This window comes from Flavobacterium sp. (genome assembly GCF_043720215.1).
Taxonomy (GTDB): domain Bacteria; phylum Bacteroidota; class Bacteroidia; order Flavobacteriales; family Flavobacteriaceae; genus Flavobacterium.
The window spans coordinates 15,224-30,221 of the sequence record NZ_JAYSSZ010000151.1; the positions used below are offsets into that span (position 1 = coordinate 15,224).

General features: G+C 30.6%; 12 protein-coding genes. 7 read left to right on the forward strand and 5 right to left on the reverse strand.

Annotated features, from left to right (window positions below):
* Window positions 1–10: 10 nt before the first annotated feature.
* The 4 genes from hisG to fabG all read right to left on the reverse strand — a co-directional run bounded on the left by hisG (window position 11) and on the right by fabG (window position 4,503).
* Window positions 11–868 (reverse strand): ATP phosphoribosyltransferase, encoded by an 858-nt coding sequence (gene hisG, locus ACHZC3_RS07085; RefSeq protein WP_394759167.1) that lies wholly within the window; start codon window positions 866–868, stop codon window positions 11–13.
* A 258-nt stretch (window positions 869–1,126) separates the two neighbouring features.
* Entirely contained in the window at window positions 1,127–1,618 is a 492-nt protein-coding gene (locus tag ACHZC3_RS07090) for a hypothetical protein (protein ID WP_394759168.1), read from the reverse strand.
* Between the two features lie 27 nt (window positions 1,619–1,645).
* Window positions 1,646–3,673, reverse strand: a complete 2,028-nt coding sequence (locus ACHZC3_RS07095) for a hypothetical protein (protein ID WP_394759169.1) — start codon at window positions 3,671–3,673, stop codon at window positions 1,646–1,648.
* 83 nt (window positions 3,674–3,756) lie between these two features.
* On the reverse strand, window positions 3,757–4,503 hold the full coding sequence (gene fabG / locus ACHZC3_RS07100) for a 3-oxoacyl-[acyl-carrier-protein] reductase (protein ID WP_394759170.1): 747 nt from the start codon (window positions 4,501–4,503) through the stop codon (window positions 3,757–3,759).
* 137 nt (window positions 4,504–4,640) lie between these two features.
* On the opposite strand from fabG, the gene ACHZC3_RS07105 reads away from it, so the two are divergent.
* From ACHZC3_RS07105 to ACHZC3_RS07125, 5 genes are all read left to right on the forward strand, one after another.
* The gene (locus tag ACHZC3_RS07105; protein WP_394759171.1) at window positions 4,641–5,831 is read left to right on the forward strand and encodes a cytochrome-c peroxidase; all 1,191 of its coding nucleotides are present in this window, start codon (window positions 4,641–4,643) and stop codon (window positions 5,829–5,831) included.
* Window positions 5,832–5,988: 157 nt separating this feature from the next.
* Window positions 5,989–8,409: a phenylalanine--tRNA ligase subunit beta gene (gene pheT, locus ACHZC3_RS07110; RefSeq protein WP_394759172.1), complete on the forward strand. Its 2,421-nt coding sequence runs from the start codon at window positions 5,989–5,991 to the stop codon at window positions 8,407–8,409.
* An 88-nt stretch (window positions 8,410–8,497) separates the two neighbouring features.
* The gene (locus ACHZC3_RS07115) at window positions 8,498–9,214 is read left to right on the forward strand and encodes a hypothetical protein (RefSeq protein WP_394759173.1); all 717 of its coding nucleotides are present in this window, start codon (window positions 8,498–8,500) and stop codon (window positions 9,212–9,214) included.
* 162 nt (window positions 9,215–9,376) lie between these two features.
* Window positions 9,377–9,853: a hypothetical protein gene (locus tag ACHZC3_RS07120; protein WP_394759174.1), complete on the forward strand. Its 477-nt coding sequence runs from the start codon at window positions 9,377–9,379 to the stop codon at window positions 9,851–9,853.
* A 116-nt stretch (window positions 9,854–9,969) separates the two neighbouring features.
* Window positions 9,970–10,401, forward strand: coding sequence for a BLUF domain-containing protein (locus ACHZC3_RS07125; RefSeq protein WP_394759175.1), 432 nt, complete (start codon window positions 9,970–9,972; stop codon window positions 10,399–10,401).
* A 111-nt stretch (window positions 10,402–10,512) separates the two neighbouring features.
* Here the strand turns inward: ACHZC3_RS07125 and ACHZC3_RS07130 are convergent, their stop codons facing one another.
* The gene (locus ACHZC3_RS07130; RefSeq protein ID WP_394759176.1) at window positions 10,513–12,129 is read right to left on the reverse strand and encodes an ABC-F family ATP-binding cassette domain-containing protein; all 1,617 of its coding nucleotides are present in this window, start codon (window positions 12,127–12,129) and stop codon (window positions 10,513–10,515) included.
* Between the two features lie 152 nt (window positions 12,130–12,281).
* Between ACHZC3_RS07130 and ACHZC3_RS07135 the strand changes: the two genes are divergently transcribed.
* Together ACHZC3_RS07135 and ACHZC3_RS07140 are read left to right on the forward strand one after the other, a co-directional pair.
* Window positions 12,282–13,673, forward strand: coding sequence for a TlpA family protein disulfide reductase (locus ACHZC3_RS07135; protein ID WP_394759177.1), 1,392 nt, complete (start codon window positions 12,282–12,284; stop codon window positions 13,671–13,673).
* Window positions 13,674–13,770: 97 nt separating this feature from the next.
* Window positions 13,771–14,697: a TerC family protein gene (locus ACHZC3_RS07140; RefSeq protein WP_394759178.1), complete on the forward strand. Its 927-nt coding sequence runs from the start codon at window positions 13,771–13,773 to the stop codon at window positions 14,695–14,697.
* The last annotated feature ends 301 nt before the right edge of the window (window positions 14,698–14,998 follow it).

The window sequence follows — 14,998 nt, forward strand, 5'->3', positions numbered from 1 at the left end:
TCTATCAGTATTAAATAACCATTTTTTCAATTGGACAAACAAGAATACCCTCGGCGCCAGCGGCTTTCAATTTATCGATTACTTCCCAAAATTGATCTTCGTCGATGACAGATTGTACACTACACCAACCTACTTCGCTTAAAGGCACCACTGTTGGGCTTTTTAGAACAGGTAAAATCTCTGTTATAGCCTGTATTTTTTCGTTTGGTACGTTCATCAAGATATACTTTGCTTTTCTAGCTCTAAGTACCGATTGAATTCTGAATCTTAATTTGTCTAATATTTCTTGTTTTTCAAGGGTAATTAGTGGTGAAACAGCGAGAACAGCTTCACTTTTCATGATGACAGCAACTTCTTTCAAATTATTTTTAAAAAGAGTACTTCCGCTAGAAACAATATCAACAATTGCATCTGCGAGACCAATGTTTGGAGCAATTTCGACTGAACCCGATATTTCGTGCAATTCGACTTTTATATAGTTATTTTTAAAATAATTTAAAGTTGTATTGGGATAAGAAGTTGCAATTCGCATCTTTTTTAAATCATCTAATGACTTGAAATTAAAAGATTTAGGAACTGCTACAGAAACTCGGCATTTTGAAAATCCTAATTTTTCGGCAATTTTGATATTTCCTCCTTTTTCGACTAAAATATTATCCCCAACAATAGCAATATCTACAACACCATCTATTAAATATTGAGGAATATCTGAGTTTCGTAGAAATAATACCTCTAGCGGAAAATTGGAGGCAGATGCTTTAAGTTGGTCGTTTCCATTGTCGATTGAAATGCCACAATCTTTTAAGATTTTTAAGCTATCCTCGTTGAGGCGACCTGATTTTTGAATTGCAATTTTTAAAGTACTCATTTTTTTTGTTTTGATTAAATATTAAGAATGAGTACAGTTTGGAGTAAATAAAAAACCCGTTTGATGTACTCAAACGGGTTTTAGAATATAGTGATTTACACGCATACCATTAACACTTCGCCTGAGAGCAAATATGAAAATGATGATGATGTAATTGATTTAGAAACATTTTTGTTTTTTTAATATGTTGCAAATATATGCTCAAATAAAAATAGAAACCAAATTATTTTTTATAATTCTTACTAATTTATGATTTGTTTAATCTTTATCTTCTCCTTCAGCTTCAGTATTTGTTGAAGTTTGTGTAGCATTAGCTCTAATTTCAGTATGACGAACTTCTCCACCAGAAGTACCTACTTGTTGTGCTAAAAAAACTCCTACAACAGAAATTACAACTGCTAAATAGGATAATAGATTTGCTTTTGCATGATTTTTAAGATTTAAATATAATCCTGCAAGAGATACTATGCCTAAAATATACAAAACTATAGCAAATTTTTCTGCTAATTCTTCGTGTTCATGAATAACCTGATCTGTTACTCCAGGAAGTTTTTCTGCTATTTCTTCAGCTCCTTCTCCTGTTCCCATACTCAATGCTGCAAAAATAGCTGCAATTATAAATAAAAAATAAGCAATGTTTTTTGCAGAATTATTCTTTAAAATTATACCTGCAATCAAGATTCCTAACCCAAAAATTGTTCCAATAATTGGAAAATGGTTTACTAACAGATGTAAATGTGCGTCGTTCATATTTTTTTATTTAAATATAGAAAAAAATCACAACATTCCGTTGTATTTTCTAACAAACCATTCTGTAGCAAGCGTAATTGCTAAAAGAATAAGCAACCAAATTGAATCTATTAAAGGAGATTTTTTAACTATTTCTTTCTGAACAGCTGGAAAACTTTCTTTTTTAAGTAATTCGGTAATTAATTTATCTACTTGAGTTGGGTAAAATATTTTCCCGTTTGTATTTATTGCCAATTGAGATAAACGGGAAACATCAGGATTAACAAACTGTTTTTCAATTTCGAAATCTAAAACTTCAAAATTACTTGAATACGAGGCTTTCGAGTTATTTTCTTTGACAGTAAAACTATAATTTCCTGCATCTAAATCTTCTAGATTTACTTTATATTCTCCATTTCCTTTTAAGAAATCATATATTTTAGTAACGTTTGTCTTCTTGTTTTTTAATTGAATGGTAAGTTGTGCATTTTCTTCAAATTCATAATTTTTATTAAAATATTGAGCAGAAATCTCGATATTTTCTCCAGAATTATAAAAACTTTCGTGATTTACAATCAGTGATTTTTTTGAAGCATTAGAAGCTAAAAACTGAATGATTTTATCCATAAAAACATCAAAATGTTCGAAAGATTTAGTCTTTACATGACTTTCTACACGCCATTTCCATATATTTTCTCCGAAAAGATAGGCATTTCGTTTTATTCCATTTTCAGCGAAAGTAAGTAATGGATTTTCAGTTTTAATATTTCTAATTTGCGATTGCAATAAAGTATTTACATTTCCTTTAATATCTATATTTCCAAACGAATTTTCTAAAGGTGGAAACTGTTCAAAACCAATATTATCTATTGCAAACGAATTAAATTGAGGATTAAATTCAGCTGTAAAATCTTCTTTCTGTCCAGACATTCTAAACTCCAATTGGTTTTGATATTGATTCAAAATTGCATAATCTGTACTTAAACCTGTAATCACAAAAGAGTTTAATTGTAGACTTTTATTTTGTTCTAAAACAGATTTAAATTCTGCATTAGGCTGATACAAAATTAAAATAGTATAATCTTGTAATGATTTAATTTGTTGTGGTTTAAGCAATGTTACTTTACGTTGCACATTAGACTCTATAGCTCTTTTTACAGCACCTAAATCAGGATGATTTATTGATGAAATTAGAGCAATTTCCGATCGTTGATCTATTACTTCAACAGCAAAATTGGTAACATTATTGTATTTGTTTTTCTCTGCTTCAGAAGTAGAAATAATAGCTTTATAAGTATGAACTCCTACTCTATCAGCGTTTAATAAAACTGAAATTTCTTGCGATTTTTTATTAGCAGAAAACGAAACAGTTTGTTTGTGAATGGTATTATTTTCTTGCTGAATACTAAAAGTGGTATTTATTGCTTTGTTTCCGTTGTATTGGAGAAAAACTTCAACAGGATATTTATTTTTCAAGAATGCATATTTATTTACATTCAACTGATTAATTTTTAAATCTAAAAAACTTGTTGTATCTCCTAAAATCAACGGATAAATCTGATTATTCTGCGGAAATGAATATACATAATCGCTACCAATAGTTTGATTTCCGTCTGATAGTAATACAATAGGAAAATTTTGATTGCGATATAATTCCTTCAAATTTTGAGCAACTTTATGAATATTAGATTGTTTTCCTTTAAAATCTAATGCTTTTCCTGAATAAAAATCATCATCAAAACTAAACAACTGAACATCATATTTGTCTTTCAATTGACTATTTTCGGATAATTTTTGAGAGATTTCTTTAGATACATTCTCTTGTTTTAATTCTGAAATTGATTGAGAATTATCTACAACTATTGGCAAAGGTGTTTTACTAGTTTCGTAAGTTTTTCTTGATATGATTGGATTAATCAATAATAAAAGAATCGAAAAAATAGTTATAAAACGCAACAAAGCCAATAAAATATTGACTTTGTTGTAGTTTTTATTTTTATAAAAATATTGATAAAACGACAATCCTCCAGCAAGTACTAAAGAAAGTAGTATGAGTAGAATTGTAGTTGTGGTCATATGTTATTATTTTGAATGTTGAATTTTAAATTTTAAATGATAAAAATATTTTCAATTCATAATTCAAAATTTATAATTCATCATTAAGTAAGCATTCCTCCATCAACATTCAAAACTTGTCCGGTTACGTAAGCACTCATGTCGCAAGCTAAGAAAACACAAGCATTGGCAACATCCTCAGGAGTTCCACCACGACGCAACGGAATACTTTCTCTCCAACCTTGTACTACATCTTCGTTTAGTTTAGCAGTCATTTCAGTTTCTATAAATCCTGGAGCAATTGCATTGCAACGAATGTTACGAGAACCCAACTCTAATGCAACCGATTTTGTAAAACCAATAACTCCGGCTTTTGAAGCTGCGTAATTAGTCTGACCAGCATTACCCTTTACTCCTACTACACTACTCATATTGATAATAGAACCTGAACGTTGTTTCAAAAATGTTTTTTGAATGGCTTTTGTCATATTAAAAACAGACTTCAAATTGACATCAATAACTTTATCAAAATCTTCTTCAGACATACGCATTAGCAAATTATCTTTAGTAATTCCTGCGTTGTTTATTAATATATCTGCTGTACCAAACTCAGCGATTACTGCATCTACAAAGGCTTGCGCTTCATTAAAATCGGCAGCATTAGACTGATATCCTTTTGCTTTAACACCAAGAGCGTTTAATTCTGTTTCTAAAGCCATCGCAGATTCAACAGACGAACTATATGTAAAAGCTACATTTGCACCGTGTTGTGCAAATACTTTAGCAATTCCACTTCCTATTCCACGGCTTGCACCTGTGATAATGGCTACTTTTCCTTCTAGTAATTTCATTTTATTGTTGGTTTTATTCTTTTATTTGATGTGTCAAATATATAATAAATACTTTTTGAAAAAAAATACATTTTTTTAATTAAACTTTTTAATATTTCTAAAGTCTTATAATAAAATTAACCAAAAACCATTGACCCATGAAAGTAAAAGACCTTTTATTCTTGACTTCAACATTTATAGTGTTATCATCATGTAGCAAAAGTGAAAATGAAGACGTCTATATTCCAATTATTGAATCGTATACTAATGTCGAAGCCACTTTTGGAAGTTCTGTTAACTTAAATAGTTTAGCAAATTATGCGAATCAAGCTATTCCAGGTTATATTACAAAAGATAACACAGCAGGAAATCCTATAACCAACAAAGGAGCAACATTAGGACGTGTTTTGTTTTATGATAAAAATTTATCCTCAAACAATACAATTTCTTGTGCAAGTTGTCACAAGCAAGCTGACGCTTTTAGTGATATAAGTGTTACTAGCACAGGAGTTAACGGAGCAACTGGAAGACATTCCATGCGACTCATCAATACTCGATTTGCTGTTGAAAGAAAATTTTTCTGGGACGAACGAGCTGCAACACTCGAAATACAAACCACACAACCTATTCAGAATCATGCTGAAATGGGTTTTAGTGGTACAAATGGAGATCAATCTATAACCGATTTGACTGTAAAACTAGGTGCTATTGGTTACTATAAAAAACTATTTAAATTTGTTTATGGCGATGAGCAAGTTACTGAAGTTAGAATACAAACTGCTCTTGCTCAATTTATAAGAAGTATTCAATCGTTTGATTCTAAATATGATATAGGAAGAACTTTAGCAGCAAGCGATGCGCAACCATTTACTAATTTTACAGCACAAGAAAATCAAGGTAAAAATTTATTTTTAACACCTCCTGTTTTCGATGCTACTGGAAATAGAACCTCTGGAGGATTTGGATGTGCCGGTTGCCATGCTGCTCCTGAATTTGATATTGATCCAAATACTAGAAACAATGGTATAATTGGTAATATTAGTGGTATTGGAATAGATATTACAAATACTCGTGCGCCATCTTTAAGAGATATTGTAAAAATTGACGGCACTACAAATGGACCTATGATGCATACAGGTGTTTTTACAAGTTTACAAACCGTAATAGGACATTATGGTAATATAAATATTGCAACGGGAAATACTAATCTTGATACTAGATTAATGCCTAATGGATTCGGACAACAACTAAATGTAACAGCAACTGAAGTAAATGCAACAATAGCTTTTATTAAAACACTTTCCGGAACTAATGTATATGTAGATTCTAAATGGTCTAGTCCTTTCTAAATCATACTTTTTAAATTAATAAAACCTCGAATTTAAAGAGAATTCGAGGTTTTATTTTTTTATATACAAGGTAAAATTATTCTATTTCAAAAAAGGAAAACTTTTTTTTATACTACGAATTACAATACTTATATTTGCGCCTCATTAATTACTACACATGAAAATTTCATATAACTGGTTAAAACAATTTATAAAAACAGATTGGGATTCTGAAAAAACAGCTTCAATGCTTACTGATTTAGGTCTTGAGGTTGAAGGAATCGAAAAATACCAATCTATAAAAGGTGGATTAGAAGGAATCGTTGTAGGTCACGTACTTACTTGTATTCAACACCCAAATGCAGATAAACTTAAAATCACTACCGTCGATTTAGGAGATAATAATCCAATTCAAATTGTTTGTGGTGCCAGCAATGTAGCCGCTGGACAAAAAGTTCCTGTTGCTACAATTGGGACCATTTTATACGACAAAGAGGGAAAATCATTCGAGATAAAAAAGGGGAAAATTCGTGGAGAAGAAAGTCATGGAATGATTTGTGCGGAAGACGAATTAGGTCTTGGAGATAGTCACGAAGGCATTATGATTCTTGATGAAAATCTAAAACCAGGAACTGCTGCTGAAACCGTTTTTAATATTGAAAATGATGAAGTTTTTGAAATTGGATTAACACCAAACCGTGCAGATGCTATGTCCCACTGGGGAACAGCAAGAGATCTAAAAGCTGGAATGCTACAAAATGGAACCAATATAGAGCTAATTACACCATCAGTTTCAAATTTTAAAATTGAAAAAAGAATCTTAAAAATTGATGTACAAGTCGATGATAATAAATTGGTTCCTCGTTATTGCGGTGTGACTATTTCGGATATAAAAATCGGAACATCACCAGATTGGCTTCAAAATAGATTAAAAGCTATCGGAATTACACCAAAAAATAATGTTGTCGATGTTACTAATTATGTTTTACACGAATTAGGACAACCACTTAACGCATTTGATGCTGCAAAAATTCACGGAAAAATTAGTGTCCAAAATTGTGAAGAAGGGACGAAATTTATAACATTAGATGATGTAGAGCGTTCTTTGAGCAATGAAGATATTATGATTTGTGACGAAAAAGGACCGCTTTGCATTGCAGGTGTCCTTGGCGGAAAAAACTCTGGAGTTTCAGAAAACACAACGTCTATATTTTTAGAAAGTGCTTATTTTAATGCTGTTTCTGTTAGAAAAACAGCCAAACGTCATGCAATAAATACCGATGCTTCTTTTCGTTTCGAAAGAGGAATTGATCCCAATATTACGGAATATGCGCTAAAACGTGCTGCAATTTTAATTTGCGAAGTTTCTGGTGGAGAAATTACATCAGATATTGTAGATATTTATCCAAAGAAAATTGAAGATCATCAAGTGATGTTAAATCTTGAAAAAGTAAGCAAAATAATTGGTCAAGAAATTCCAGACGACACTGTCAAAAATATATTAGCCTCGTTAGACATTAAAGTAAATAGTATTTCTAAAGTAGCGCTGGGGCTAGTAATTCCTGCTTATCGTGTCGATGTAACTCGTGAAATTGATGTTATTGAAGAAATTCTGAGAGTTTATGGTTATAACAATATCGATTTTACTCAAAAACTAAATGCTACCATTTCGCATTCTTCCAGAACAGAAGATTACAAAATCCAGAATATAATTGCCAATTTATTAGTTGGTAACGGATTTAATGAAATTATGGCAAATTCGCTTACAACGCCTAATTATATTGCATTAAGCGAAAGTTTGAATGAGACTAATAACGTACTTATTATCAATCCATTAAGCAACGATTTATCAGCAATGAGACAGTCCTTATTGTTTTCGGGATTAGAAGCAATTTCGTTTAATATAAACCGAAGAAACAACGATTTAAGATTGTTTGAATTCGGAAAAACATACCATAAATTATTGTCAGGAAATCAGGAAAATAACCATTTGACTTTGTTTATGACAGGAGATAAAACTTCGGAAAGTTGGACAAATCCACAAAAACCTTCCGATTTCTTTTTGTTTAAAGGCTATGTATTGGCGATTTTAGAAAGACTTGGATTGTCAAAAATCATAGCATCACCATTAAATACTGATGTTTTTGCAGAAGGAATGGTTTACGAAATGGGAAACTCTACTTTGGTTGAGTTTGGAACTGTAAAAAAATCGATATTAAAACATTTTGATATTAAACAAGAAGTATTCTTTGCCGATTTTAATTGGAATGCGATTATTAAGCAAATTTCAAATAACATTAAATATACTGAAATCCCAAAATACCCTGAAGTAAGAAGAGATTTATCCCTTTTACTAGATCAGAGTATTTCATTTCAGCAAGTATTTGAATTGGCTAGAAGAACCGAAAAGTCTTTATTAAAAGAGGTTAATCTATTTGATGTATACCAAGGTGATAAACTACCAAAAGGCAAAAAATCGTATGCCTTAAGTTTTATTTTACAGGACAATACTAAAACATTAACTGATATGCAAATCGACAAAGTCGTTGGCAAGTTAATTCAAAACTTCGAAACTGAACTAAGTGCAACTTTAAGATAAAAAAATCGCATCAACAAAAGTTAAACTTGGAAAGGACAGTCAATCACAGTCATTTTATTCTTAATTTTATGTCATAAAAAATTGTGATATGATACTTGAAAATATAAATATTGAAAAAGAGTTAGTTGCTCTTCAACGTAAAATAGTTAAAGAATCTAACATTATTGAAGAAGTAAAAAGTATCTGGCAGTCAGATACTATGGCACGGGAAGATATTATAACAAGAATTGAAAATAAAACGACAGTAAGTTCAAATCATTTCAATTTTGATTTGTTAGAAACCAACAAGATTTTTCATGCAAGCAGTATAAAATTAATTTGTATTGACTATCGATTGAGATTTCTAGATAGTAGTTTATTTAAAAATGACATACCCGCAGAGGCTATTACAAAAGTAAAAAAATTAGAAAAAGTACATCAAACCAAACTTGACGGCTTTAAAATTATGGCACCGTCCAAGCTGTTTAAACTAAAGAATGCTGACGACCCGTTATTATTTGTGCCAATGGGTAATGATTATTACTATCTCATTCATAAATGGGGTAATGATATGAGTCCATTGCGAAAAATAATGGTATTACCGTTGAAAAGCATGTCAAATGCCATCGTTACAATTATAGCTATAAGTGCATTGACTACACTAATACTTCCTACCTCAAAATTTGGATCTACTAATATTACTATGGTAAAATTCATCTCTTTCCTTTTTGTTTTCAAAAGCTATTGTGCCATTTTTCTATACTATAGTTTTTGGAAAGGCAAAAACTTTAATTCTCAAATTTGGAATAGTAAGTTTTACAACTGACGATGCCTTTTCTAAAAAATCAAAAAAATATTTACAATCCTTTAAAATCCATTTGCGTAGGCAGTTTGATAATAATCAATTTTAACAATATGTGAGGAAAAACCGTAATCAATTGATAGTATTTAGTAGTAATTTTATTCTTTAATTACCTAAAATTTTGCCATGAAAGAAGAAATTATTGAATACTATTTTGGTGATATTATAACTCCTTTGGGTAGGCCTCTTTTATTGGTGGTTGGTCAAGAATACGAAAACACTTTACGTTGTGAAAAATTTATCTTTTTTGAAGAATCCAATGGAAACCACATCCACATAGGAGAAGAAATTACAAGTTCTAAAATGGTTCAAGCTAATTTAAACCTAGAGAATTTCATGAAAATTGAAGGATTAGAACATGCCAAAAATATTATCTATAGAGAAGCCTATGCCGAAAATAGCGCACTAACACTTTCTAAAAATAAAATCAAAAAAATTAATTTAAGAAAGTCAAATCAAAATGCATTTCTATTATATATGAAAGGTAAATCGATGAATCAACTGATCTGGATACAAAGAAACACCCAATCAAGAAAATTAGATGAAATCATTGGACTTTATAAGTCATTTCAATCGAGCAAAGCAAATATCTATTGCAAATAGAGTTCTAATCATGTGCTGATTATTGCTTTTTTTTTAAAAAAATGATCAATATTTTAGCATGTTTACTCCCAAATCTATTTTCAAAAATATGAAGGAAAAATCACTAATTCAATAAAATGTCATTACATAGAATTATATATTTAAGCACGGCGGCAGATAATTTATCTATTGATGAGTTGAAACAGCTTTGGATAAAAGCAAAATCAAATAATGAAAAGATTAATGTTACTGGGATATTATTGTATATTGATGGAGATTTTTTACAAATATTTGAAGGTGAAAAAGAGATAGTCCAAAATCTTTTTGAATTAATTAAAATTGACAAAAGACATAAGTCAATTATCACGGTGTATAATAATACTATAGATAAATTAGTATTTCCTGATTGGTCGATGGCATTCAGTAGCACCGATTATAAAGAAATTCAAAAATTACAGGGTTTTGAAAATATTACAAGAAAAAACATGTCAAAAATTGATGATAAAACAGCAATCATTTTTATAAATACTTTTGTTGAATCGCATAGAAATGAAGTAGTTTATACATAATAAAAATATTAAATTGGTTTTCCAAGAACAAATTATAAGAATTTTACTCCTACTTTAACAAATACCTACTTTAAATTAAAAACTCCATATTTAACTGGAGTTTTTATTATTTTATGCATACATTTTCTTTCTTAATTCCTGAATTTTTTCATCTTCCAGATATTCATCAAAAGTGGTATAACGGTCTATCACTCCTTTTGGTGTAATTTCTAACACACGATTAGCAACAGTTTGTGCAAATTCGTGGTCATGTGTGGTAAATAATATAGAACCTTTAAAGTTTTTTAACGAATTGTTAAACGCTGTAATTGACTCCAAATCCAAGTGATTTGTAGGTTCATCGAGCATCAATACATTGGCACGCATCATCATCATACGAGATAGCATGCAACGCACTTTTTCTCCTCCAGACAAAACACGACCCGTTTTTAAGGCTTCTTCTCCTGAGAAAATCATTTTTCCAAGGAAACCACGCACATAAACTTCGTCACGTTCTTCTTCGGTTTTTGCCCATTGGCGCAACCAGTCTACAAGTGTCAAATCGTTTTCGAAAAAACTATGATTGTCTGCAGGCAAATACGACTGATTGGTTGTAATTCCCCAATCGAAAGTACCAGAATCGGCAGTCATATTTCCGTTTAATATTTCGTAAAAAGCAGAAGTAGCACGAGAGTCTTTCGAAAAAATAACCACTTTATCTCCTTTTGCCATATTCAAATCTACATTTTTGAATAAAACTTCTCCATCTATCGAAGCACTTAAGTTTTCAACATTCAAAATCTGATCTCCAGCCTCGCGTTCGGTATCAAAAATAATGGCTGGATAGCGACGTGATGATGGTTTTATATCGGATAAATTTAATTTATCGATCATTTTTTTACGAGAAGTCGCTTGCTTAGATTTAGCAACATTGGCACTAAAACGACGGATAAATTCTTCTAATTCTTGTTTCTTTTCTTCGGCTTTCTTATTTTGTTGTGCTCTTTGTTTTGCTGCTAACTGAGACGATTCATACCAGAAAGTATAGTTTCCTGAATAATGGTTTATTTTACTGTAATCGATATCGGAAACGTGTGTACAAACTGAATCTAAAAAGTGTCTGTCGTGAGAAACTACTAAAACTGTATTTTCGTAATTTGCTAAGAAATTTTCTAACCAACCTATGGTTTCAAAATCCAAGTCATTGGTCGGCTCATCCATAATCAAAACGTCAGGATTACCAAATAAAGCTTGAGCTAAAAGCACACGCAATTTTAGCTTCCCTTCCATATCGCCCATTAATGTGTACTGATAATCGGCAGAAATCCCAAGATTTGAAAGCATTGCACCCGCATCAGATTCTGCATTCCAACCATTCATTTCTTCGAAACGAACTTGCAACTCTCCTATTTTGTCAGCATTCTCATCAGTATAATTAAGGTATAATTCGTCCATTTGACTTTTTACATCAAACAACGTTTTATTTCCCATCATTACTGTTTCTAACACCGTTTTATCATCAAACATATTGTGATTCTGGTTTAGAACAGACATACGTTTTCCTGGCTCTAGAATAACACGACCCGATGTTGGATCTATTTCTCCAGCAATTATTTTAAGAAAGGTTGATTTTCCAGCACCGTTTGCTCCAATAATTCCGTAGCAATTACCTTGTGTAAAGGTTGTATTTACTTCGTCGAATAAAATTCGCTTACCAAATTGTACTGATAAATTTGAAATTGTTAACATTGATATATTTTTTATAAAAGTGTTGCAAAAGTAACAAAAATAGTGGAGTTTTGAGGGTAATATTTTACAATATCTCTAAGTTTAATTTAACTGTCTATTAACAGGATTATATCAATTATAAAAATATATTTGTTTATCATAAATACAACTCAATGATTGCCTATTTTAAAAAAATACTCTTTTTACTTCCTATTACTTCTATTACACTTTTATGTTCTTGTAAGCAAGAAACAAAAGAAGAAGGTTCTAAAGCCTATTTTGGTGGAGAAATAATAAATCCTAACTCGAAATTTGTCTACTTATGTAAAGACAATGAGGTTATCGATACTATCGAGTTGGATGCTAAAAATAGGTTTCTAAAAACATACGAAACTCTTGAGCCTGGCATGTACACTTTTAAGCACGAGCCTGAATACCAACAAATTTACTTTGAAAAGAATGATAGTTTAATGATTCGTTTAAATACGAACGAGTTTGATAATTCTCTTACATTTTGTGGTCGTGGTGACGAAAAAAACAACTTCTTAATTGAGCTTTTCTTAAAAAATGAAGAGGATAAAAACGCATCGTTTGATTTATATGACAAAGATTTCAAAACTTTCTCAAAAGCTACTGATAAAAATTACAATGCGTGCAAGTCATTCTATTTAAGAAGACAAACGGAAGTGGGTTGGGACGAAGATTTCGATTTATATGCAAAAGCCATGTTAGACATGCATTATTTTGCTAAAAAAGAAATGTATCCCTTTGTACACGAACGTCGTACAAATGAAAAAATCTGTAAGTTTTTACCAAACAATTATTACGACTTTAGAAAAAAAATTGATTTTAATAACGAGAAATTAACTAGTTTTTCTCCGTTTGTTCGTTATTTAACTTCGATGTTAAATAATGTAACTTGCAAAGACAATGATGAGAAATCATTAGAAAATAATATTAAAAAATTGCATGTTGCCGATTCATTATTTACAAATGTTAAAATAAAAAATTCTATTTTAAATAATATTGCTTTTATGTATTTGCTGGAGGATCAGAATATGATGAATAATAAAGCCTTCCTTGATAAATACTTTAAATTATCAACTGATAAAGATAAACAAAAAGAAATCAAGAAAATCGAAGAATCAATTCAGCATTTATCTCCTAATAAATTATTACCAACTATTGATTTAGTCGATGCCAATGGCAAACTTGTTTCGATAAACAATTTATTTACAAAAAATACAGTTGTTTTCTTTTGGACTTCTGAAGCAAAATCTCATCTAGAATTAGCACATCAGAGAGCAACAGAATTGAAATTAAAATATCCAAATTGGGATTTTTTAGCAATAAACATAGATGATTCTGACAAACAATGGCAAAACTTATTGACTAAATATAATTTTAAAAACACAACTGAATTACACGCCACGAATTTTCAAGATATTAAAGACAAATGGGTTATCACTAAGATTCATCGTGTGATGCTTATTAATGTTGGAGGAACTATCAAAAATGGTTTTGTGAGTTTGTTTGATGCAATCTTTGAGAATTATTTGAAATAGGAATTCGTCCATTAGATATTAGTTAGCGGCAACCTTGATTAGTAGTAATCGATAGCGTGTGACTGCCAACGGATAAACTAATTAAAAAAATATCAATATGCAAACAGATTGGAGGTTTTGGGTTTGCTTTAATGTTTTTGTAATCCTAATGCTTGCATTAGATTTGGGACTATTTAACCGTAAGGCGCATGTAATAAAAATCAAAGAAGCAATGATTTGGTCTGGTGTATGGATTGCACTGGCATTGTGTTTTAATGTTCTTCTTTATTATTGGCAAGGTGAGGCAAAAGCATTGGAATTTTTTACTGGTTATGTGATTGAAAAATCATTGAGCGTTGATAATATTTTTGTGATTGTTTTGATTTTTTCTTATTTCAAAACTCCCTCGATTCATCAGCATAAAATTTTATTTTGGGGAATCATCGGAGCATTGATAATGAGAGCTATTTTTATTTTTGCAGGAATTGCATTGCTCGAAAAATTTCATTGGATGATTTATATTTTTGGAGCAATACTTATTTTCACAGGATATAAAATGCTGGTGCAAAAAGAGAAAAAAATTGAACCCGAAAAAAATCCTGTAATAAAACTATTCAGACGCATAATACCAATGACCCATGAATTACATGGTGGTAAATTTTTCGTAAAACTAAACAAAAAACGCTATGCCACGCCATTATTTTTAGTATTAGTGGTGGTTGAAACTACGGATTTAATTTTTGCGGTGGACAGTATACCTGCAATCTTAGCTATTACTCAAGACCAGTTTATTGTATATACATCAAATGTATTTGCCATACTTGGCTTGCGCTCTTTGTATTTTGCTCTTGCCGGAATGATAGATAAGTTCAGATTTTTATCTGTAGGACTTGCATTGATACTAATGTTTGTTGGATTGAAAATGTTGATAATGGATTTTTATAAATTACCTATACTAATTGCATTGCTGGTTATAATTATAATTTTGATAATTAGCATCGTTGCATCCTTAATTTTTAAAATAAAAAATGTCGACACACCTTAGAATGAGAAGCAAAGTAATCTATAACACAGGTTCATACTATTGCGGATTTTGGGCTTAATTTAAAGTTTGTTTTGTATCTTTCTTTGATACCAATGATAAACCAAAAATATCAACGCTTTATTAATAGAAGTAAAGCCTGTGAACGTTAAAAAATAAAAAAAACAATTTCAATATAACTGAAATTGCTTTTTTTATTATAAATGTGTCTTGTCCTAAAATGGCGATACATAAATTCATCGTTATGGAAAACACCCAGGAACCTCGCTATGTAAAGCGTACTCAAAAAGACTACAGTATGTCT